Genomic DNA, 20,800 nt, shown 5'->3' on the forward strand with positions numbered 1-20,800 from the left:
GTCGGGCCGTGGGACGAATTGACGAACTCGCCGACCGATACGTTGATGAATGGGCCGAGCTGAACCCGATCGGAGCCACCTCCGCCGGTATCGCGGGGCACGACGACCGGACCGATGACCTCTCGCCGGAGGGCTTCGCCGCCCAGGCCGAGCTGATCCGCCGTACCGTCAACGAGCTCGACGTGATCGAGCCGGAGCACGAGTCCGAGCAGGTCGCGAAGGAGGCGATGCTCGAGCGGCTCGGCCTGGAGCTGACCCGGCTCGACACCGGCTTCGCCGCGGCCGAGGTCAGCGTGATCTCCAGCAGCCTGCACGGGCTGCGCATGGCGCTCGACCTGATGCCGACCGAGGGGGAGCAGGCGGTACGCAACATCGCCACCCGGCTCAACGACTTCCCGGTCGCGCTCGCGCAGTACCGCCGGACCCTGGTGGAGGGCGCCGACCAGGGGGTGGTCAGCGCCCGGGCCCAGCTGGCGGCGGTCGCCGAGCAGTGCGACGCGTGGACCGACCCGGATCGGGACGACTTCTTCCACGGTCTGGCCGACCGGATCGGCCGGTCCGGCGGCAGCGGAGCTTCCGGCGCGCTCGCCGCCGACCTGCGCCGGGGCGCCGAGGCGGCGAACGCCGCGACCGCGGAGTTCGGCCGCTTCCTGCGGGACGAGCTGGCCCCGCGGGGGCGGGAGAAGGAGGCGGCCGGGCCGGAGCGGTACGCGCTGGCCTCGCAGTACTTCCTCGGCGCGAAGGTGGACCAGCAGGAGACGTACCTCTGGGGCTTCGAGGAGCTGCATCGCCTGGAGCGGGAGATGGCCGCGGTCTCCGCGGTGATCGCCGGCTCGGGCGCCACGGTGGATCAGGCGGTCGCGACGCTGGACGCCGACCCGGCCCGCAACATCCTGGGCAAGGAGCGCTTCCGCGACTGGATGCAGGCGCTCTCCGATCGGGCGATCAGCGAGCTCAACGGCGTCCACTTCGACATCGAGCCGCCGGCTCAGAAGCTCGAGTGCTGCCTCACCCCGACCAGCGACGGCGGCATCTACTACACCGGCCCGAGCGAGGACTTCTCCCGTCCCGGGCGGATGTGGTGGGCCGTGCCGGAGGGCCAGGACACGTTCTCCACCTGGCGCGAGGTGACCACGGTCTACCACGAGGGTGTGCCCGGTCACCATCTGCAGATCAGCCAGACCCTGCTGCGGGCCGGCTCGCTGAACCGCTGGCGGCGGCTGCTCGCCTGGTGCTCCGGGCACGGCGAGGGCTGGGCGCTGTACGCCGAACGCCTGATGGACGAACTGGGCTACCTGACCGACCCGGGTGACCGACTGGGCATGCTCGACGCCCAGGCGCTGCGCGCGTGCCGGGTGATCGTCGACATCGGCATGCACCTGGAGCTGGAGATCCCGCGGGACAACCCGTTCGGCTTCCACCCGGGTGAGCGCTGGACACCGGAGCTGGGCTGGGAGTTCCTGCGGGCGCACTGCCGGATGCCGGAGGAGGTGCTGCGCTTCGAGTGGAAGCGGTACCTGGGCTGGCCGGGGCAGGCTCCGTCGTACAAGGTCGGCGAACGGATCTGGCTGCAGGCACGGGACGAGGCGAAGCAGCGCAAAGGCAGTGATTTCGACCTCAAGGCGTTCCACAGGGAGGCGTTGGACCTCGGGGCGCTCGGTCTCGATCCGCTTCGAAAAGCGCTTGCCAGGATTTAAGTCATTCGGGTCTCTCCGTACCGAAATCGGGACGGAGGGACCCATTTTTTTGTGTTGGATCAGTTACTCAAAGTAATATCGCGCCTTTCTGTAATTGCTATCACACTATCCGTGGATGGCACCGCACCCAAGACGTAACGAATCCGAAGTAGAACTCATATTCACGTCTCAGCCGCTATCCGGATACCATCTGTCCGGCACTTGTCACCCAGCTGACAGAACCTGCGCAGGCAGGGGCTCCCCCAACCGCCCCGACGACGCGGGTACAGCGTGGTCGACGGTGCCGCGTATCCCCCGATCAGCCGAGCGAACTCTGACCCTTGGAAAGGGGTTACTTGAGGATTTCTCGGATAGATTGACCCGGATTGGTGCGCCCGCTCGGCTACTTTCAGTAGCCCCCAATGGCCCATCGCGTGTGTGCATGGCGGAGGACGAAAGCAATGTCAGTCTCGGTGAACAGCCGGCGAACCCGTTTACGCTCCGCCCTCGCGGTGCTGCTGACGGTTCTCGTCCTGCTGCCGGCCGCAGGCCTGCTCCTGCGGGTCCTGCAAGAGAACTCGAAGCAGCGTGACAACGTCCAGCTGGAGCAGGACGGCACCGAATACCTCAACGCCCTGGTCCCGCTGATCTCTGCGCTCGCCGAGTCGCAGTCCGCGGCGCTGCAGGGCGTCGCCGCGGAACCCGCCTCGGTGACCGCGGCCGTGTCCCGCGTGCAGATCGCCGACGACAAGTTCGGTAAGAGCCTCGAGACCACGAGCCGCTGGACCGGCCTGAAGGCGAAGATCGCCAAGCTGCCGGCGATCGGCAAGGGCACCGCCAAGATCTTCACGGCTCACGTCGAGGTCGCCGACCTGACCCTCGCGCTGTTCGACACGGTCCGGGAGAACTCGACGCTGAACCGTGACCCCGACGCCGACATCTGGTTCCTCCAGGACGTCGTGGCCGAGCAGGCGCCGGTCGCCGTCACCGCCGTCAGCCGGATGAGCGACCTCGCGAACATGGTCGTCGCCGCCTCGTCGAAGACCCGGGAGCCGCTGAAGCTGCAGTTCGCCTACCAGGTGCAGAAGGTGCAGGAAGTCGTCGGTGACCTCACCGACGGCCTCCAGGAGGCGGTCAACGACACCAACAGCGACACCCTCAGCGGCAACCTGGTGAGCAACCTCGACTCGTTCCGTCGTGGTATCGAGGCCGCGAACCGTGGCGCCAACTTCGGCGCCGGTAAGCCGGACGTCTCGGTTCTGGTGACCGCGCAGTCCACCCTGCAGACCGCGCTGAGCGCGCTGAGCGGCGTGGTGCTGAAGGAGATGGCCGGCCTGCTCGACGACCGGTCGGACACCCTGACCTACAAGCGCATCGAGGCGTTCGCCGTGTTCGGCGTCGCGTTCGCGCTGATCGTCGTCGCCACCCTGTGGACCCGGGGCCGGGCCCGCCAGGTGCAGGCCGCGCTCTCCGAGCAGCCGGGCGAGAACCGCCGCGACGTCTCGGTCCAGGCCGCGGGGGCCACCGGCGGCAGCGCACCGGCCAACCCGTACGGCAACAACCCGTACGACCAGGCCCCGAGCTACGGCGAGATCCCCAACTACGGCGGCGGGCGGGAGCGTTCCGGTGCTGTTCGGTAAGTTCCGCATCCTGGGCAAACTTGCCCTGCTGGTGCTCGTACCGCTGGTGGGTGTTCTCGCCCTGACGGTCCCGATCATCTACAACCGTGTCGAGGCGGCGTCCGAGGCGCAGGACACCTCGGACACCATCCAGTTGGCCACCCGGGTCAGCTCGGCGGTCCTGGAGCTCCAGGAGGAGCGCCTGCTCTCGGTCGGTTTCGCCCTGGGCATCGTCGACGAACCGGCCCTGGTGGCGCAGAGTGCCGAGGCCGCCGCGAAGGTCGCCGAGCTGCTCACCGACGAGGACATCGAACTGCCCAAGGCGCTGCGCCGCTCGGTCATCCTGGCCACCAAGCTGGACAGCACCCGGCAGAACCTGCTGAACCCGAGCCTGACGAAGAACCCGACCCTGGTGGTCGCCGACTTCACCAACGTGATCACGCCGATGATCGACGGTCTGGGGCTCAGCAGCCACGCCGACCTCACCACCGGCGTCGGTCAGCAGGTGTTCGCCCTGGAGCGCTCGATGCTCTCCGACGACATGATCTCGCAGGCGTCCTGCTATCTGGCCACCGCGGCAGTGCTGGCCCAGTCCAAGAACAAGGACATCCGGGCGTCGGCGCCGCTGCAGCTGAGCCTGTTCACCCAGACGCTCAGCCAGCTCCAGTCGGCCATCCGGTCGTCGAAGCCGTACTTCACCGACGGGCAGTACAAGCTCTACCAGAACACCCAGGAAGCGTTCCAGTTCCGGGTGGGTTCGGCGTTCATCGACCAGCTGTCGAAGAACCCGACCCTGGCCCTGAAGAGCCTCAAGGTCAGGACGCTGTTCCCGTCGCTGCAGTCCACGATGGTTCTCGGTGGCTTCGTCGAGAAGCGCGTGGCGAAGGACGTGGACACCACGGCTACCGCCAACCGCTCCAGCGCCCTTCAGCAGGCGCTGTTCGTCGGTGGTGGCGCGCTGCTCCTGCTCCTCCTGGTGATCACGCTCTCGATCTTCATGGCCCGCGCGGTCGCCCGGCCGCTGCGGCGTCTGACCGTCTCCGCCGACCGCATCGCCCGAGCGGCCGAGGCCGAGCTCGAGCGCGTGGCCGACGACGAGGGTGAGGCCCAGGTACGCCCGATCCGCCTGGACCCGGTCGACGTCGAGGCCCAGGACGAGATCGGTGACCTGGCCCGCGCGTTCGACCGGGTGCAGACCACCGCCGCCCGGCTGGTGGAACGCCAGGTGCTCGGCCGCCGTAACGTCGCCCAGATGTTCGGCCACGTCGGCCGGCGTACCCAGAACCTGGTCGGCCGTCAGCTGACCCTGATCGACGGTCTGGAGCGCCGGGAGACCGACAGCGACCGTCTCCGCGAGCTGTACCGACTGGACCACATGTCCAGCCGTCTGCGCCGGAACGCGTCCGCGCTCGTCGTGCTCTCCGGTGCCGCCGGTGCGAACGAGCACATGGCTCCGCTGGCCCTCTCCGACGTCGTCCGTCTCGCCCTCGGTGAGATCGAGGACTACACCCGTGTCGAGGTGGACGTCCCCGAGGAGATCGTCGTGGTGCCGGCCATCCTGGCCGACCTCACGCTGCTCCTCGCGGAGCTGCTGGAGAACTCCACCACCTTCTCCCCGCCGCACACCAACGTCACGGTCTCGGCCGAGGAGCTGCGCGGCGGTGCCCGCCTCGCGATCATCGACCACGGCCTCGGCCTCAAGCCCGAGCGGCTGGCCGAGGAGAACGCCCGACTGACCCGCCGTGAGCGACTGGACCTGGCCCCCACCGAGGTGCTCGGTCTCTTCGTGGTCGGTCGTCTGGCCCGCCGGCACGGCATCGAGGTCACCCTGACCGACACCCCGGACGGCGGTGTCACGGCCTGGGTCGACCTGAGCCCGCAGCACCTGATCACCCGGGTGGAGAGCCTCGCCCCGGCCGGTATGCAGGTCATCGCGCCGCCGGCTGTGCCGCAGGTCCCGATGCCCCCGTCGATGCCCCCGATCAGCGGCGCGCTGCGCGGCAACACCGCCGAGGTGGCCATCGCCAGCACCTCGGTCCGCACCGTCCCGGGCAGCCAGCAGCCGTTCGACCCGGCGGCGCTCGGCCGGGCCACCCGGACGCTGGAGTCGGTCCCCTCGTGGAACGCGTTCGGCGGGGCGCCTGCCCAGCCGGCCGTCGAGGACCCGTACGCCGGGCAGCCGGTCTACGACGCCGAGCCGGTGTACTCGCCGGGAGTGGCGTACCAGGAGCCGGCCACGCCGTACCGCGAGCCGGAACCCACGTACGGCTACAACAGCGGCATCCCGGTCGCCGGTCGTAACCCGGGCTCGATGCCCGAGCTGCCCGCCGCCGGTCGGTCTTCCTGGGGCAACGAGCCCGCTCTGCCGGCCGGACCGGGCTGGAACACCCCGCAGCCGGCCGACACCAGCTGGCACCCGTCGGCTCCGGCCGAGTCCAACTGGAACACCCCGCAGCCGGCCGAGCCGGCCTGGAACACCCCGGCTCCGGCCGTGGAGGCGCCGATGGCTTCGGCCAGCAACTCGGGCTACTCGCCCTCCGCTCCTGAGCCGACCGCTCCCGAGCCGACGATCAACCCGGCCGCCGGTGGCAACAAGCCGCTGCGCCGCCGGGTGCCGGGCAGCCAGCTCCCGACCGACAGCGGTCCGAAGCAGCACGCCGCGGCACCGTCGCAGGACGACGCCCTGGCTGCTCGCGCCGCCTTCGACGCGTTCGAGAGCGGCGTCAGCCGGGCGCACGAGACCAGCACTTCGCTGCCCGCCCCGGACTTCTCCGCCGGGCAGTGGAGCATGCCGGCCTCGCTGCCGGACATGCCCGCACCGCAGTGGAACGTGCCGGCTCCGACTCCGGAGGCGGCACCGCAATGGAACGTGCCGGCCCAGGCACCGGCCCCGGAGGCCGCGCCGCAGTGGAACGAACCGGCCCGGTCGCAGCAGTGGGACGCCCCGGCTCCGGCCGCCGCCCCGCCGGCTCCGCCCGCACCTCCGGCGCCGAACGGCGGTGGCGGGGGACTGACCCGTCGCGTGCCGGGAGCAACCCTGCCCCGGGACGAGCCGCACCAGCCGATCCTTCCGCCCGCTCCGAGCGTGATGGATCCGGAGCAGGCCCGAGCCTTGATGGACCAGTTCGAGTACGGCGTCTCACTCGCACTGAATGAAACTCAGCCACAACCCGAGGGACAACCGCGATGACTTCCCCATACCCCACCGCGCAAAGTCAGCTCAGCGCTGAAGCCAAAACCTTCAACTGGCTGCTGGACTCCTTCACGTCGGGAACCGCCGGCGTGATCGAGGCCATCGCCGTCTCCTCGGACGGTCTGCTGATGGCCATGTCCGCGATCAAGGACCGCCCCAACGCCGAGCGGCTGGCGGCTGTGGTCTCCGGCCTCACCAGCCTCGCCGGCGGCGCCGCGAGCTGGTACCGGCTGGGTGCCCTGAACCGGGTCATCATCGACATGGCCGACGGCTACCTGCTGGTCACCGCGATCAGCGCCGGCTCGGTGCTCGGCGTGATCGCCGACCGCACCGCCAACCTGGGCACCCTGGCGTACGAGATGACGCTCTTCGCCACCCGGGCCGGCGGCGCTCTGAGCCCGCGCCTGATCGCCGAACTGAAGAACGCCGTCCAGCAATGAGCTACCCGGACCCCGCCGACGAACCGGTACCTCCGGCGCGCCCCGGAGTCCGGCCGTTCCTGCAATCCGGTCCGAAGCACTCGACCGGCGGCTACACCCCCACCGGGGAGCAGCCGCCGGTCGCGGCACAGACCAACACTCTGCGCCCGTTCGTCATCACGGCCGGGCGGACCGATGGAAGTGACCCCGACATCGGTATGGAGACTCAGGTGACGATGGTGCTCGGTGCACCACCGTCCCGGCTTTCACCGGAAACCAGGGCGATCGTGTCTCTCCTGGAGGAGAGCCCGATTTCGATAGCCGAGATCTCCGCACGCTTGCGTCTGCACCTGGGCGTCTGCCAAATCCTCGTCGGCGACCTGCGCGCCGCCGGCCAGGTGGACGTCCATGTGATCGACAACGACACCCCTGACCCCGAGACCATCATGCGAGTAATCCGTGGACTTCGATCCATCAGCTAACCGCGTCGTCGGTACCGCGCGAATACCGGGCGCGCCCGCGCCCAAGAAGGCGCCCGTACCGGTAAAGATCATCGTGGCCGGCGGCTTCGGGGTGGGTAAGACGACGACCGTCGGCGCCATCTCGGAGATCTCGCCGCTGACCACCGAGGCCGAGATGACCTCGGAGTCGGTCGGCATCGACAACCCCGGTCAAGCCACGATGAAGACCACCACCACCATCGCGATGGACTTCGGCGTGCTGACCATCGACCAGACGCTGAAGCTGTACATCTTCGGCACGCCTGGTCAGACCCGGTTCGCCTTCATGTGGGACGACCTGGTGAAGGGTGCCCTCGGCGCCCTGGTCGTGGTGGACACCAACCGGATCGACGACTGCTACCCGGCGGTCGACTACTTTGAACGGCTCGGCCTGCCCTTCGTGGTCGGCGTCAACACGTTCAACGGCAACATGGCTTACAGCCTCGACGAGGTGCGCTGGGCGCTCGCGGTTCGCGAGGACGTGCCGGTCATCTCGTACGACGCCCGCTTCCGCGCCTCTGTCCGAGATGCACTGCTCATCGTTCTCGACCAGGCTCTCGACAAGGCGATAAAGATGAAGTCGTAGGGTGTGCGACGGGTCGCCCGGTACACAGTATTCACAATCGTGCCCGCGAGGGGGCACAGTGTGGGTTACCGGGCGACCGTGCGAGAAAAGGACGGTGACGTGCGAGGCGGACTGGACGACGCGCTCGACAAGCTTGCCCGCCGTGACGAGCTGCGGCGGCGTGCCGCGGCCGGGGAGAGTCCGGCCACCCCGCCGGCCTTGACCGAGCTGGTCGAGGCCATCGCCGGGGTGATGACCCGATACCCCGAGCTGGGCGTGTCCGTCGGGGTCGAGGGCGCCGGCGATCCGGTGATACTGCATTTCGGATTCGCCGACGGCACCGTACAGGTCAGAGCGGACCATTCGGTGGGCGCGGCGCCGGCCGCCGAGCCGGCGCGGATACATGCCGATTTTGAAATCAACGTCGTCGACGACCCGGAGCCGCCGCCCCGGGGCAGCCACGACGACCAGGACCGGTTCGGGCCGACGGACTACGACTACTCCGAGCCGCCCACCGCCGAGCGGCCGTTCGTGACTCCGCAGCCGCAGACCCCGCCCGCCGCGTACGCACCGCCTCCGGTGCCGCCGCAGCGGCAACCGGAGCCTGCGTACGCTCCGCCGCACGCGGAGCCGGCCAGTTCCTGGGAGGCGATGGCGAACCCGGTCCCGTTCCAGGCCGGGCACCCGGAGGAGACCGAGATTGCCGCCCGACGGCTGGCCGCGATGCTGCGCGACAACCCCAGCCTGCTGGACGACTGATCCCGACGGACGAGAAAGGCGGCCACCTCACGGTGGCCGCCTTTTTCTACTCTCCGTAGCAGGTCGCATGCGCTTCGCAATCGTCGATCACTCGTCCGCACCGGTGCACCCGCGTCCGCTTTCGCCGACCGCGGGACGTCTGAGATGTCTGACATGGGCCTTTCAGGCGATATGCGGCGCTGCCCGGACGACAGCCCTTTGAGTCACGCTAAGTAGCTCCGTAATGTCCTATTACGTCCATGAGCGCGGCCGACCTCGCTCCTGGAATCTCACGAATGGTGACGGGGACGGAGGTAGCGATGTCGGTATCGGACGGCTGGCTCATCGCGGTCGCGGGCTACGCGATCCTGCTGGCCTGGCCGCTCACCACCGTCATCCTCGTCTGGTTCGCGATCCGCTACGTCGGCACGCACCGCGCCTCGGTCGTCAACCGGAAGCTGGCCAGCGGCGGCGGCCGGCCCGACCACTTCTGGATCATCGTGCCGGCGCTGAACGAGGAGGCCGTGGTCGCCAACACGGTCACCGCGGCGCTCGGCCTGCGCGGCCCGGCCGGCACGCTGTCCCGGGTCCTGGTCGTCGACGACGGGTCGGACGACCGTACGCCCGAGGTCCTCGCCGCGATCAGCCACCCGCGCCTGCACGTCATGCGCCGTGAGCTGCCCGAGGCCCGGCAGGGCAAGGGCGAGGCGCTGAACGCGGCGTACCGCTTCATCGCCGGGCTCACCGAGCGCGAAGGCGTCCCGGCCGAACGGGTGGTGCTCGGCATCATCGACGGCGACGGGCAGGGCAGCGACAACATCCTGGTCGAGGTCGCCCGGCTGATGGGCGACACCAAGGTCGGCGCGGTCCAGGCACAGGTCCGGATCCGCAACCGCGACAAGCTCCTCGGCGCCGTGCAGGACCTGGAGTTCGGCGCGATCGTGGACGCCTGCCAGAACATGCGCAACGCGCTGGACACCGTCGGCCTCGGCGGCAACGGCCAGTTCAGCCGGCTCTCCACGCTGATCTCACTGGGCACCGCGCCCTGGTCGAGCTGCCTGGTCGAGGACATGGAGCTGGGCCTGCGGATGCACCTCTCGGGGATGTCGATCCGCTACACCTCGCGCGCCTCGGTGACCCAGCAGGCGGTGGTCGACATCCGCCGGCTCACCCGGCAGCGCACCCGGTGGGCGCAGGGCAACCTGCAGTGCGCCCGTTACCTCGGCTCGCTCTTCGCCTCCGGCAACATCGCCCGTACCGCGCTGGTCGAGATCTTTCACTACCTGGTCTCGCCGTGGGCCAACGCGGTGGTCACCATCCTGCTCACCCTGACCGGCGCGGTCGGCACCCTCGGCCTGTTGATCGGCCACCCGCTGCCGATCCTGCCCACCTGGTTCGCGCTCGGCGAGAGCCTCGGCATCTGGCTGGTCGTCACCATGTTCCCCGGCCTGGTCTGGGTGCTCGTGCACCGGGCCAAGCGCGCCGACGAGGCGTTGCCCCGGATGCTGCTCGCCGCCCTGGCCTACCCGGCCTTCCTGCTCCTCGGCATGGCCGCCACCTATCGGGCGCTCGGCCGGCAGCTGACCGGCAAGCACTCCTGGGCCAAGACCGAACGCCTCGTCGAAGAGCCGCTCGCCCTGCAGACCGCCTGATCCCGCAGGCCCGCTCCACCCTCTCCCCCCGTAAGTGAAGGAAGGCTCCCCCATGTCCCTTCGCGAAGTCCATCTGATCGGCGGCACCCGCCCCGAAGCCGTGAAGCTCGCCCCCGTCGCCCTCGCCTTCCGCGAGGCCGGCCTGCTTCGCCCGGTCCTGCTCGCCAGCGGCCAGCACCCGACCATGGTCAGCCAGGCGCTGGCGGCGTTCGACCTGGAGCCGGAGATCACCCTCACCGTGGAGCGCTTCACCGGCACCCAGGCCGAGCTGCTCACCGCGATGATCCAGCAGCTCGACGAGCTCTGGTCGGTACGCACCCCGGCCGCCGTGATCGTCCAGGGCGACACCACCACCAGCCTGGCCGGTGCGCTCGCCGCGTTCTGGCGCCGCATCCCGGTCGTGCACCTGGAGGCCGGTCTGCGCTCCGGTGACCTCGAGTCGCCGTTCCCCGAGGAGGCCAACCGCCGCCTGGTCGCCCAGGTCGCCGCGCTGCACCTGGCGCCCACCTCGCTGGCCGCGATGAACCTGCTGGACGAGAAGATCGCCACGAGCGACGTGCTGATCACCGGCAACACCGTGGTGGACGCGACCCTGGCGATCGCCGCGCGGCGACTGCCGTACGAGAACCCCGCCGTCGCCGCCGCCCGTGCGAGCAGCACCAACCGCCTGATCCTGGTCACCGCGCACCGCCGCGAGTCGTGGGGCGAGCCGCTGGACCGGATCCTCGGCGCGGTCAAGGAGCTGATCGCCCGGTACCCGGACATCGACGTGGTGCTGCCCAGCCACCCCAACCCGGCGGTCCGCGCCCAGGTGGACGCCGCGCTGGCCGGCGTGGAACGGGTCACCGTCACCGACCCGCTGCCGTACCCGGACCTCGCCCGGCTGCTCTCCGAGGCCTACCTGGTCCTCACCGACTCGGGCGGCATCCAGGAGGAGGCGCCCTCGTTCGGCGTGCCGGCGCTGGTGCTGCGCGATGTCACCGAGCGCGTCGAGTCGCTGCACGCCGGCTGCGCCAAGCTGGTCGGCTCCGACCCCCAGGTGATCCTCGCCGAGGCGTCCGCGCTGCTGGACGACGAGTCGCGCCGGAACGCGATGACCGCCGGCGGGAACCCGTACGGCGACGGCCGCGCAGCCGCCCGCACCGCCCAGGCCACCGCCGCCCTGCTGGGCCTCGCCCCCGTCCCGGAGGCCATGCCCGTCCAGCCGGCCCAGCGGCCCACCACCCAGATCGGAACCGCCGCCTGATGCGCACCTCGAAGGTCACCCGACGCGCCCTGCTCGCCGGGGGTAGCGCCGCCGCCGTCGCCACCGCGGTCGGCCTCAGCACCCTCCAGGCCGACGCCGCGACCACCGCCCCGGCCACCGGCACCGCCGGGACCAGAACCGGCAAGGGCGGTCCCGGAGCCGGCTCGGCCAAGACCCTGGTCCTGTACGACACCACCGGTGACTACGGATGGCTCGGCGAGGTCTACGCCACCCAGACCGCGAACCTGAGCTCGCGTTTCGGCAGCTGGACCGCCGCGCCGGTGGCCCGTTACAAGGCCGGCGATCTGTCCGCCTACACCGCGGTGATCTACCTGGGCTCGACGTACGACGAGCCGCTGCCCGCCGCGTTCCTGACCGACGTGATGGCCACGACCAAGTCGGTGACCTGGGTCTACGACAACATCTGGCAGCTGGCCGCCAAGGACGGCTTCGCCGCCAGGTACGGCTTCGCCAGCGGCGTTTTCGACCTCGCCGAGGTGACCGAGGTCGGTTACAAGGGCCGGAAGCTGACCCGGAGCGGCGACAACAAGTCCGGGATCATGAACCTGTCGATCAGCGACAGCGCCAAGGTCACCACGCTGGCCACCGCGGTCCGCGCCGACGGCACCAGCTTCCCGTGGGCGGTACGGTCCGGCAACCTCACCTACATCGGCGAGATCCCGTTCTCCTACGTCACCCACGACGACCGCTACCTGGCCTTCGCCGACCTGCTCTTCGACTCGCTGGGCGGCGGGACGACCGAACGGCACCGCGCCCTGATCCGGATCGAGGACGTCGGGCCGGACGCCGACCCGGAGCAGCTCCGGGCGGTCGCCGACTACCTGGCCGCGGAGAAGGTGCCGTTCAGCGTCGCGGTCTACTCGCGGTTCCGGGACCCGAAGGGTGTGCACAACAACGGCAAGGCGCAGGACTACACCCTGGCGAACCGGCCGAAGGTGGTGGCCGCGCTGAAGTACATGCAGGCCAAGGGCGGCACGCTGATCATGCATGGGTACACCCACCAGTACGGCTCGGTGGCGAACCCGTACGACGGGGTCAGCGCGAACGACTTCGAGTTCTACCGGGCACACGTCGACTCGAGCGACACCGTGATCTACGACGGCCCGGTCGCCGAGGACTCCGCGGCCTGGGCCACCTCCCGGATGCTCGCCGCCAGACAGATCTTCACCGCCACCGGCTTGGGCGCCCCGAAGATCTTCGAGTTCCCGCACTACGCCGCCAGCGCGCCCGACTACCAGGCGGTCGAATCGCTGTTCGGCAAGCGCTACGACCGGGGCCTGTACTTCCCCGGCGTGCTGACCGGCGCCAAGTACGACTACAAGCGCCAGTTCGGTCAGTTCTTCCCGTACCCGGTGCGCGACGTGTACGGCTCGGTGGTGGTCCCGGAGAACATCGGCAACGTCGAGCTCGAGGCGTTCAACAACCACCCGGTCCGGATGCCGGCCGACATCGTCGCGTCGGCCCAGCGCAACCTGGTCGTCCGGGACGGCGTGGCAAGCTGCTTCTACCACGCGTATCTGGGCACCGACGAGCTGAAGAACCTGGTCACCGGCATCAAGTCGGCCGGTTACTCGTTCGTGAGCGCCGACTCGATACTCAACGGCTGATCCTGTCGTTTCGAGGAGGCCGCCGCCCGGACCATCGGGCGGCGGCCTTCGCATATACTCACCAAGAGGACATATGGACGTCGTGGACTACTGGGTACGCTCCTGGACCTCGGACGATCTGATCGCTGCCCGCAAGGTGCTCACCCCGCACGTCGAGGTGGAGTGGAACCTGGACGCCCCGGTCGACGACGAGGAACTGCTGCAGGTGCTGCACCGGATCGCCGCGTTCGCCGACCGGGTCGAGATGACGTCCAGGACGGACGCCCTGGACGGCGCGGCGCTGATCTACGACCTGACGGCGCCGTTCGGCAACGCCCGGCTCGTCGAGTTCCTCGCCGTCGAGGACGGGCTGATCACCGAGATCCGCCACGTCTACGACGTCACCGCGATCGACCGCTACTTCCCCGGCCTGTACGCGAACTAGCGCGCCGGGGTCGGCAGCGCCCGCTCCAGCAGCTCGAACAGCGCCGCCCAATGCCGCCGCTCGCCCTCCGCGTGGTGCGCCGCCGTGTCGGACATGGTGAACCCGTGCGGCGCACCCTCGTAGAGCTCCGACGTGTACGTGACACCGGCCCCGGCCAGCGCGGCCTCCAGCGTCGCGATGTTCTCCGGCGTCATCGACCCGTCGTTGTCGGCGTGCCCGAAGTAGACCTCACCGGTGATCGAACCGACCCCCAGATGCGGGCTCTGCGCTTCCTCGCGGACCACCCCGCCGGCGTGGAAGCTGCCCAGCACCGCGATCCGGTCGGGCAGCGCGGAGATCGCGATCAGCCCGTTCCGCCCGCCCATGCAGTACCCGACGATCCCGGCCGGCCCGGGCGCGACACCCTCCTGCGCGCCGAGGAAGTCCAGGTACGCACGGACATCGGCGACCAGCAGCTCCGGGGTGAGCGCCCGCACCAGCGGCATCACCTCCCCGAACACCGCACCGCGCCGCTCGGCGTCGAGAAGATCGGCCGGGTCCACCAGCGGGCCACGGCGGCTGCGGTAGAACAGGTTCGGCAGCAGGACCGCGTACCCCCGCTCCGCGATCCGGTCGGCCATCTCGCGCAGCCGCGGCCGGACGCCGAAGGCGTCCATGAACATCAAGATCGCGGGGTACGGCCCCGGCCCGGCCGGTTTGACGAAGTACGCGTCGGCCCGGCCGCCGGCGGCCGGAACATCGATCGAGATCTGCTGCATCGCCGCATCCTCTGCACCTTGGTCATGATCCGCGCGACCGTAACATCGCGCCTGGCGGCTTTCCCGCCCCAACGTCGTATTCTGTGGCGCATGGCCACCCGGCTCCGCGCGGATGCCCGCCGCAACCGAGCAGCCCTGCTCTCCGCCGCTCGCGACGTCTTCGCGGAACAGGGGCTGGATGCTTCGCTGGACGAGATCGCCCGCCGGGCCGGAGTCGGCAACGCCACCCTCTACCGCCGTTTCCCCAGCCGCCGGCACCTGATCGCCGAGGTCTTCGCGAGCCACATGACCGCCGCGGTCCGCCTCGCCGACCAGGCCTGTGAGCACCCGGACCCGTGGGCCGCCTTCGTCGGCTACCTGACCCGGGTCTGCGAGCTGCAAGCCACCGACCGGGGCCTGGCCGAACTGCTGGTGACCAGCGCCTTCGACGACGACGAGCGGCTCTCCGCGCTGCGGACCGCCGCTCAGCAGCGCGCGGTGGACGTGCTGACCCGGGCCCAGCGGGCCGGCCGGCTGCGCGCCGACTTCACCTGGCACGACCTGTGGCTGGTGATGATGGCGAACGCCGGCGTGAACCGGCACGCCACCGAGCCGAACGCCTGGCGCCGGCAGTTGTCCCTGCTCATCGGCGGTCTCGCGACCCGGTGACCGGCCGGTCACGGTGCGGCTTTTAAGGATGTTTAAGGCAGCTGCCGGAGACCCTTAAGACGGCTTGGACAAAGAATCTTCTCCGTCAGCATCCCCCTTGATCGGAGTCGTCCATGCAACGCACCCGTCTGCGACTCGCCATCTACTCCACGGCCGCAGTCCTCGCGGTCGGCGGCGGCATCGGCGCGGCGCTCGCCGCCACCACGAGCAGCGCGGGCAGCCTCACCGCCAGCTTCGTCAAGGAGAGCGACTGGGGCACCGGGTACCAGGCGCACTACACGATCACGAACAACACCGGCACCGCGGTGAACGGCTGGCAGCTGGTCTTCGGCCTGCCGGCGACCGCCAAGCTGGGCAGCGCGTGGGACGCCACGGTCACCACCAACGGCAACATCGAGACCGCGAAGAACGCCTCGTACAACCCGACCATCCCGGCCGGCGGGTCGGTCACCTTCGGCTTCGTGGTCGCCGGCCAGGGTGACCCGACGAGCTGCGCGATCAACGGCGCGTCGTGCACCGGCGGTGCCGCGACCACGGCACCCACCGCGGTCCCCACCAAGACCGCGACCACGGCGCCCACCGCGACCCCCACCAAGACCGCGACCGCCACGCCCACGGCGACCGCCACCAAGACCCCGACCGCGTCGCCGACCGCCAGCCCGACCAGCTCGAACGGCTCGTCCAGCGGCGTCCTGGTCGCCCCGTACGTCGACATGGGCGTCCTCTCCAACGGCGGCACGCTCTCGGCGCTCGCGGCCGGCGGCAACGTCAAGTCGTTCAGCCTGGCCTTTGTCACCGCCTCCGGCTGCAAGGCGAGCTGGTTCGGCGCGTTCGACCCGCGGGCCAAGCAGTTCGCCGACCAGATCAGCGCGGTCCGCGCGGCCGGCGGTGACGTGAAGGTCTCGTTCGGCGGTGCGACCGGCGTCGAGCTGGCCCAGGCCTGCACCTCGACCAGCGCGCTGCAGGCCGAGTACCAGGCCGTCGTCGACGCGTACAACCTGAAGTACATCGACCTGGACATCGAGGGCGCGGCCTCGGCCGACACCGCCTCGATCGCCCGCCGCTCGACCGCGCTCGCCGCGCTGCAGAAGGCGAACCCGGGCCTGAAGATCTCGCTGACCCTGCCGGTGCTGCCGGAGGGCCTGACCGGGGACGGCCTGAACGTGGTCAAGTCGGCCAAGAACGCCGGCGTCGACCTGGACCTGGTCAACATCATGGCGATGGACTACGGCCGCGCCGGCCAGGACTACGGTGACCTCGCGATCCAGGCGGTCAAGTCCACGAAGGACCAGATCAAGTCGATCTACGGCAACAGCGACGCGGCGGCCTTCAAGATGGTCGGCGTCACCCCGATGATCGGCAAGAACGACGACAACGGCACGTTCACCCAGAGCGACGCCCGGGACCTGCTCGCGTTCGCCAACACGAACCACCTCGGCTTCGTCTCCTTCTGGGAGCTGCAGCGGGACAAGAACGCCTGCCAGGGCGCGCTCTTCCAGTGCACGAACATCAGCCAGACCGCGTTCGAGTTCTCCAAGATCTTCGCCGGCTTCAAGGGCTGAGCAAGCCACGCTGAACAAGCGCGGTTCCCGGGCGGACACCCCCGGGGACCGCGCCTTTTCGTACCCCTGATCGGGTTCGTCGGTTGCCGGAAGGTCAGGCGAAGCCGCGCCCGGTCTCGGCGAGCGACTCGCGGGCCAGGTCGTAGAAGCTGACCTCGGGGCGATGCTCCAGCCACACGTTCAACGACACCCGCAGGACCGTCAGGAACGTCGCGGCGAGCAACTGACTGCGTACCCCCAGGGGGTCGGCCGGGCCCAGGCGGACCGCGAGTTCCGCGGAGATCTCGCGTTCGAGCGCGGCGAACGTCTGCACCTGCGCCGCGGCCAGCGATGGATGCCGGCGGACCATCCGGCTGCGCGCGACCCACTCCGGGTCGACGACGCCGAGCCGGCGGTAGAAGATCTCGGCGGCCGCGCAGAGCGCGACCCATGGCGACTCCGTCGCCGGCCGCTTCCGGAGGATGCCGGCCAGCAGCCGCATCCGCTGCAGGTCGCCGTAGAAGAGGGCCTCTTCCTTGTTGGCGAAGTAGTTCGAGAAGGTACGCCGGGAGACGCCCGCCTCGTCCGCGATCGCCTCGACCGTGACCTTCTCCGGCCCGTGCTCGAACGCCAGACGCAGGGACGCCTCGTGCAGCGCCTGCCGGGTCGCCGCCTTCTTCCGCTCCCGAAGTCCGGGTTCGGGCGTCGTGTCCCCCGCAGCCTCGCTCATGCACAGAGCGTACCGGCGACGCGTATCACTTCCCGACGGGAAAGTTTGCGCACCGGGAACCCCCGAAAGATAGTTGTACGTGGCAACAACTACGTCAGGAGCCGCCTTGACTCACCCCGGTGGCACCCAGCCCGGTGCCATGACCCACCGCGAGATCCTGGAAGCCCTCTCCGGCCTTCTGCTCGTCCTCTTCGTCGCGATGTCCAGCTCCACCATCGTCTCCACCGCTCTACCGACGATCATCGGTGACCTGAACGGGACGCAGAACCAGTACACCTGGGTCGTCACCGCGACTCTGCTGACAGCCACCGCATCCACCCCGATCTGGGGCAAGCTCGCCGACCTCTACAGCAAGAAACTGCTGGTCCAGGTCTCGATCGTGGTGTTCGTACTGGGCTCGATCATCGCCGGCCTCACCCAGAACACCGAGCAGCTGATCGCCGCCCGGGCGTTCCAGGGCCTCGGCATGGGCGGCGTGCAGGCGCTGGTCCAGGTCGCCATCGCGGCGATGATCGCGCCCCGCGAGCGCGGCCGGTACAACGGCTATCTCGGTGGCGTGATGGGCCTGGCCACCGTCGCCGGGCCGCTGCTGGGTGGCGTGATCGTGGACACCGACTGGCTCGGCTGGCGCTGGTGCTTCTTCATCGGCATCCCGATCGCGATCCTCGCGCTGATCGTGCTGCAGAAGACCCTGCACCTGCCGGTCCTCCGCCGGGAGAACGTGAAGATCGACTACCTGGGCGCCACCCTGATCGCGGCCGGCGTCAGCGTCATCCTGATCTGGGTCTCGTTCGTTGACGACTCGTTCGCCTGGATCTCCTGGCAGACCCTCGCCATGGTCGGCGGCGGCGTGCTCCTGCTCGCTCTCGCCACGTTCGTCGAGTCGCGGGCCGCCGAGCCGGTGGTCCCGTTGTCGATCATCCGCCAGCGCACCACCGCCCTGGCCATCCTGGGCAGCCTCGCGGTCGGCATGGCGATGTTCGGCGGTGCCGTCTTCCTCGGCCAGTACTTCCAGATCGGCCGCGGCTACAGCCCGACCGAGGCCGGCCTGCTCACCATCCCGATGATGTTCGGCCTGGCCTTCGCCTCGACCGTGGCCGGACGGCTGATCACCAAGAGCGGCAACATCAAGCCGTACGTGGTGGTCGGAACGATCATCCTGGTCGGCGGCTTCGGCAGCCTCTCGGTGCTCGACCACGACACCTCGCTCTGGTACGTCGGCGGCGCGATGTTCCTGGTCGGCGCCGGGGTCGGCATGTCGATGCAGAACCTGGTGCTGGCCGTGCAGAACACCGTCGCGCTCAAGGACATCGGCGCGGCCAGCTCGACCGTGGCGTTCTTCCGCTCGCTCGGCGGCACGATCGGGGTCTCGGTGCTCGGCGCGGTCCTGGCCCACCGGGTCGCCGACTCGATGACCGAACAACTCACCGCGATGGGCGTGCACTCGACCGGCACCGGATCCGGGGTCAGCGCTCTCAACCTGGGCAGCCTGCCGCCGGCGATCCAGCACGTCGTGCGGGTGGCCTACGGCGACGCGACCGGGCACATCTTCCTGATCTCGATGTTCATCGCGGTGGTCGGGGTGATCGCGGCGGTCGCGATGAAGCCGACCAAGCTGCGCAGCACGGTCGACCTGGCCGCCCCGAAGCCGGCCGAGCCCGAGCCGGCCGCAGCCGCGGTGACCCAGGGCTGATCACCGGCGCGGTTTTCCTCAACCCGGGGCCGGCGCGACCGAATGGTCCCGCCGACCCCGGAGAGGAGAACTCGGATTGAGCAAGCGTGCGATGGACGCCGAGAAGCTGTCCGCTGTCCTCCTCACCATCGAGGACCGGCGTTCCTGGGATGCCAGGGCCGAACTTGCCCGCGCGATCGAGCTGGAACAGGTTGCCCGGGATCTCGGCGACGACCTGCTCGCCGCCCGCGCCCGGCTCTGCCAGATCAACATGCGGATGCGTCGCGGTGATGTCGCGGCGGCCGCCGAGCAGATCTGGCACGTGCACCAGTGGGCGGTCGAGCACGACGCCCGTCAGCTGCTGGCCCGGACCCACCTGATCTGGTCCGCGATCCACCTGCACCTCGGCGACGCCGAGCAGGGGCTGGAGCACGCGGTGCTCTCCGTCGAGCTGCTCGACGACGAGTCCACCGAGCACATGCACGTCTGGCACCGGACCAAGCTGGCCGACGCCCTGTACTTCGCCGACGACATGGAGACGGCCCGCGTCCGGTACGCCCAGGCGGAGGAGATCGCCCTGCGCGCGGGCTCGCCGGCGCTGCTCTGCATGCTGAACAACTACGCCTATGCCGAGTCCTGCAGCGGCAACCGGCAGCGCGCCGGGGAGGTGGTCGACCGCCTGCAGCAGCTCGCGCTCGACTGGAACACCCCGCTCGAGCCGGCGTTCCTGGACACCATCGGTTCCGTCCAGGTCAGCAACGGGCAGTACGCGCGGGCCGAGGCGACGATGCAGACCTGCATCGAGCGGTACGCCGAGGGCCAGTGGGACGACGCCAACGCCATGGCGCAGTACCTGGTCACCCTGGCCCAAGCCCAGCGCGGTCTCGGCCAGCACGACGAGGCCCAGGCCAGCCTGGACAAGGCCCTCCAGGAGTGCCGGAGCCGGGATCTCGGCGAGTCGCTGGTCCGCGCCCACCGGGAGCAGGCCGAGCTGCACGCGGCCCGGGGCGACTTCGCCGCGGCCTTCACCGCGCACCAGGCGTTCTTCAAGGTCTACCACCGGCAGCAGTCGCTGAAACGGGAGGCGCGGGCCCGTACCCGGCAGGCGATGTTCGAGACGACCGAGGCCCGGCAGGAGGCGGAGCGGTTCCGCGAGCAGGCCCGTCGCGATCCGCTCACCGGCCTGCACAACCGGCGGTACGTCGACGAGCGCCTGCCCGATCTGATCCGTACCGACCCGGCGCTCACCGTCGCCCTCGTCGACCTGGACCACTTCAAGCAGATCAACGACCAGCTCTCCCACGACATCGGCGACCAGGTCCTGGTCCGGGTCGCCCAGGTGCTGACCCGGGAGGTCGCGGCGGCCTGCTCGGACGGCTTCGTGGCGCGGATGGGCGGCGAGGAGTTCCTGGTGGTGCTCCCCGGCACCGAGGTGCCCAGCGCCACGGCCCACCTCGACGGCATCCGGCTGACCATCCGCAACCAGCACTGGTCACCGATCACTCAGCATCTGCCCGTCACGGTCAGCATCGGCGTGGCCGGCCTCGTCGACGCCCCGGAAGACGCCCAGGCACCCCTGCTGTCCACAGCGGACAGTCATCTGTACGCTGCCAAGCACGGCGGACGCGACCGCGTCGTGTCGGGCACGGGACTTCGCGGATGCATCGGCCATCCGTCGGCCGCCTAGTCTCGTCCCACGCTGTCATGCCACGCCGTGACCACCTTCGGATTCCGGGGGTGATATCGGTCAATCGTTGGCGCTAGGCTGGACCGGTTGTCGAAGATCGACGG

At 69.8% G+C, this 20,800-nt stretch carries 17 protein-coding genes; 15 read left to right on the forward strand and 2 right to left on the reverse strand.

Translation table 11 applies throughout. The features are described from left to right. The first annotated feature begins 8 nt into the window (after positions 1-8). The 11 genes from CHC09_RS21935 to CHC09_RS21985 all read left to right on the forward strand — a co-directional run bounded on the left by CHC09_RS21935 (position 9) and on the right by CHC09_RS21985 (position 13,660). Positions 9-1,697 carry a DUF885 domain-containing protein gene (locus CHC09_RS21935; RefSeq protein WP_089295048.1) on the forward strand — a complete coding sequence of 563 codons (1,689 nt, stop codon included), beginning with the start codon at positions 9-11 and terminating at the stop codon, positions 1,695-1,697. A 440-nt stretch (positions 1,698-2,137) separates the two neighbouring features. After that, positions 2,138-3,316: a hypothetical protein gene (locus tag CHC09_RS21940; protein WP_089295049.1), complete on the forward strand. Its 1,179-nt coding sequence runs from the start codon at positions 2,138-2,140 to the stop codon at positions 3,314-3,316. After that, positions 3,303-6,485: a sensor histidine kinase gene (locus CHC09_RS21945; protein WP_089295050.1), complete on the forward strand. Its 3,183-nt coding sequence runs from the start codon at positions 3,303-3,305 to the stop codon at positions 6,483-6,485. The genes CHC09_RS21940 and CHC09_RS21945 overlap by 14 nt, the downstream gene beginning before the upstream one ends. Continuing rightward, the gene (locus CHC09_RS21950; RefSeq protein WP_089295051.1) at positions 6,482-6,928 is read left to right on the forward strand and encodes a roadblock/LC7 domain-containing protein; all 447 of its coding nucleotides are present in this window, start codon (positions 6,482-6,484) and stop codon (positions 6,926-6,928) included. Before CHC09_RS21945 ends, CHC09_RS21950 begins: the two co-directional genes overlap by 4 nt. Next, positions 6,925-7,389, forward strand: a complete 465-nt coding sequence (locus CHC09_RS21955; protein ID WP_089295052.1) for a DUF742 domain-containing protein — start codon at positions 6,925-6,927, stop codon at positions 7,387-7,389. Before CHC09_RS21950 ends, CHC09_RS21955 begins: the two co-directional genes overlap by 4 nt. Continuing rightward, the gene (locus tag CHC09_RS21960; RefSeq protein WP_089295053.1) at positions 7,367-7,993 is read left to right on the forward strand and encodes a GTP-binding protein; all 627 of its coding nucleotides are present in this window, start codon (positions 7,367-7,369) and stop codon (positions 7,991-7,993) included. The genes CHC09_RS21955 and CHC09_RS21960 overlap by 23 nt, the downstream gene beginning before the upstream one ends. Positions 7,994-8,092: 99 nt before the next feature. Then, complete coding sequence (locus CHC09_RS21965; RefSeq protein WP_089295054.1) at positions 8,093-8,731, forward strand: hypothetical protein; 639 nt, start codon at positions 8,093-8,095, stop codon at positions 8,729-8,731. 299 nt (positions 8,732-9,030) lie between these two features. Continuing rightward, complete coding sequence (locus CHC09_RS21970) at positions 9,031-10,362, forward strand: glycosyltransferase family 2 protein (protein ID WP_089295055.1); 1,332 nt, start codon at positions 9,031-9,033, stop codon at positions 10,360-10,362. 52 nt (positions 10,363-10,414) lie between these two features. Then, entirely contained in the window at positions 10,415-11,608 is a 1,194-nt protein-coding gene (gene wecB / locus CHC09_RS21975) for a non-hydrolyzing UDP-N-acetylglucosamine 2-epimerase (protein ID WP_089295056.1), read from the forward strand. After that, a complete protein-coding gene (locus CHC09_RS21980) occupies positions 11,608-13,236 on the forward strand; it encodes a DUF2334 domain-containing protein (RefSeq protein WP_089295057.1) in 1,629 nt (542 codons plus the stop codon). The genes wecB and CHC09_RS21980 overlap by 1 nt, the downstream gene beginning before the upstream one ends. 73 nt (positions 13,237-13,309) lie before the next feature. Continuing rightward, entirely contained in the window at positions 13,310-13,660 is a 351-nt protein-coding gene (locus CHC09_RS21985) for a hypothetical protein (RefSeq protein WP_089295058.1), read from the forward strand. On the opposite strand, the gene CHC09_RS21990 is transcribed toward CHC09_RS21985, so the two are convergent. Further along, positions 13,657-14,418, reverse strand: a complete 762-nt coding sequence (locus tag CHC09_RS21990; RefSeq protein ID WP_089295059.1) for a dienelactone hydrolase family protein — start codon at positions 14,416-14,418, stop codon at positions 13,657-13,659. The genes CHC09_RS21985 and CHC09_RS21990 overlap by 4 nt on opposite strands. Before the next feature lie 90 nt (positions 14,419-14,508). On the opposite strand from CHC09_RS21990, the gene CHC09_RS21995 reads away from it, so the two are divergent. Both CHC09_RS21995 and CHC09_RS22000 read left to right on the forward strand, forming a co-directional pair. Next, complete coding sequence (locus tag CHC09_RS21995; protein ID WP_089295060.1) at positions 14,509-15,066, forward strand: TetR/AcrR family transcriptional regulator; 558 nt, start codon at positions 14,509-14,511, stop codon at positions 15,064-15,066. A 113-nt stretch (positions 15,067-15,179) separates the two neighbouring features. After that, complete coding sequence (locus tag CHC09_RS22000) at positions 15,180-16,628, forward strand: cellulose binding domain-containing protein (protein WP_089295061.1); 1,449 nt, start codon at positions 15,180-15,182, stop codon at positions 16,626-16,628. 94 nt (positions 16,629-16,722) lie between these two features. Here the strand turns inward: CHC09_RS22000 and CHC09_RS22005 are convergent, their stop codons facing one another. Next, on the reverse strand, positions 16,723-17,337 hold the full coding sequence (locus CHC09_RS22005; protein WP_089295062.1) for a TetR/AcrR family transcriptional regulator: 615 nt from the start codon (positions 17,335-17,337) through the stop codon (positions 16,723-16,725). Positions 17,338-17,476: 139 nt separating this feature from the next. Here CHC09_RS22005 and CHC09_RS22010 point away from each other — a divergent pair, with 139 nt between their 5' ends. Together CHC09_RS22010 and CHC09_RS22015 are read left to right on the forward strand one after the other, a co-directional pair. Next, positions 17,477-19,030 carry an MDR family MFS transporter gene (locus tag CHC09_RS22010; protein WP_089295063.1) on the forward strand — a complete coding sequence of 518 codons (1,554 nt, stop codon included), beginning with the start codon at positions 17,477-17,479 and terminating at the stop codon, positions 19,028-19,030. 76 nt (positions 19,031-19,106) lie between these two features. Next, on the forward strand, positions 19,107-20,696 hold the full coding sequence (locus CHC09_RS22015; protein WP_239138413.1) for a GGDEF domain-containing protein: 1,590 nt from the start codon (positions 19,107-19,109) through the stop codon (positions 20,694-20,696). Positions 20,697-20,800 lie beyond the last annotated feature (104 nt).

Origin of the sequence: Actinoplanes regularis (assembly GCF_900188005.1) — a bacterium.
Lineage (GTDB): Bacteria > Actinomycetota > Actinomycetes > Mycobacteriales > Micromonosporaceae > Actinoplanes > Actinoplanes regularis.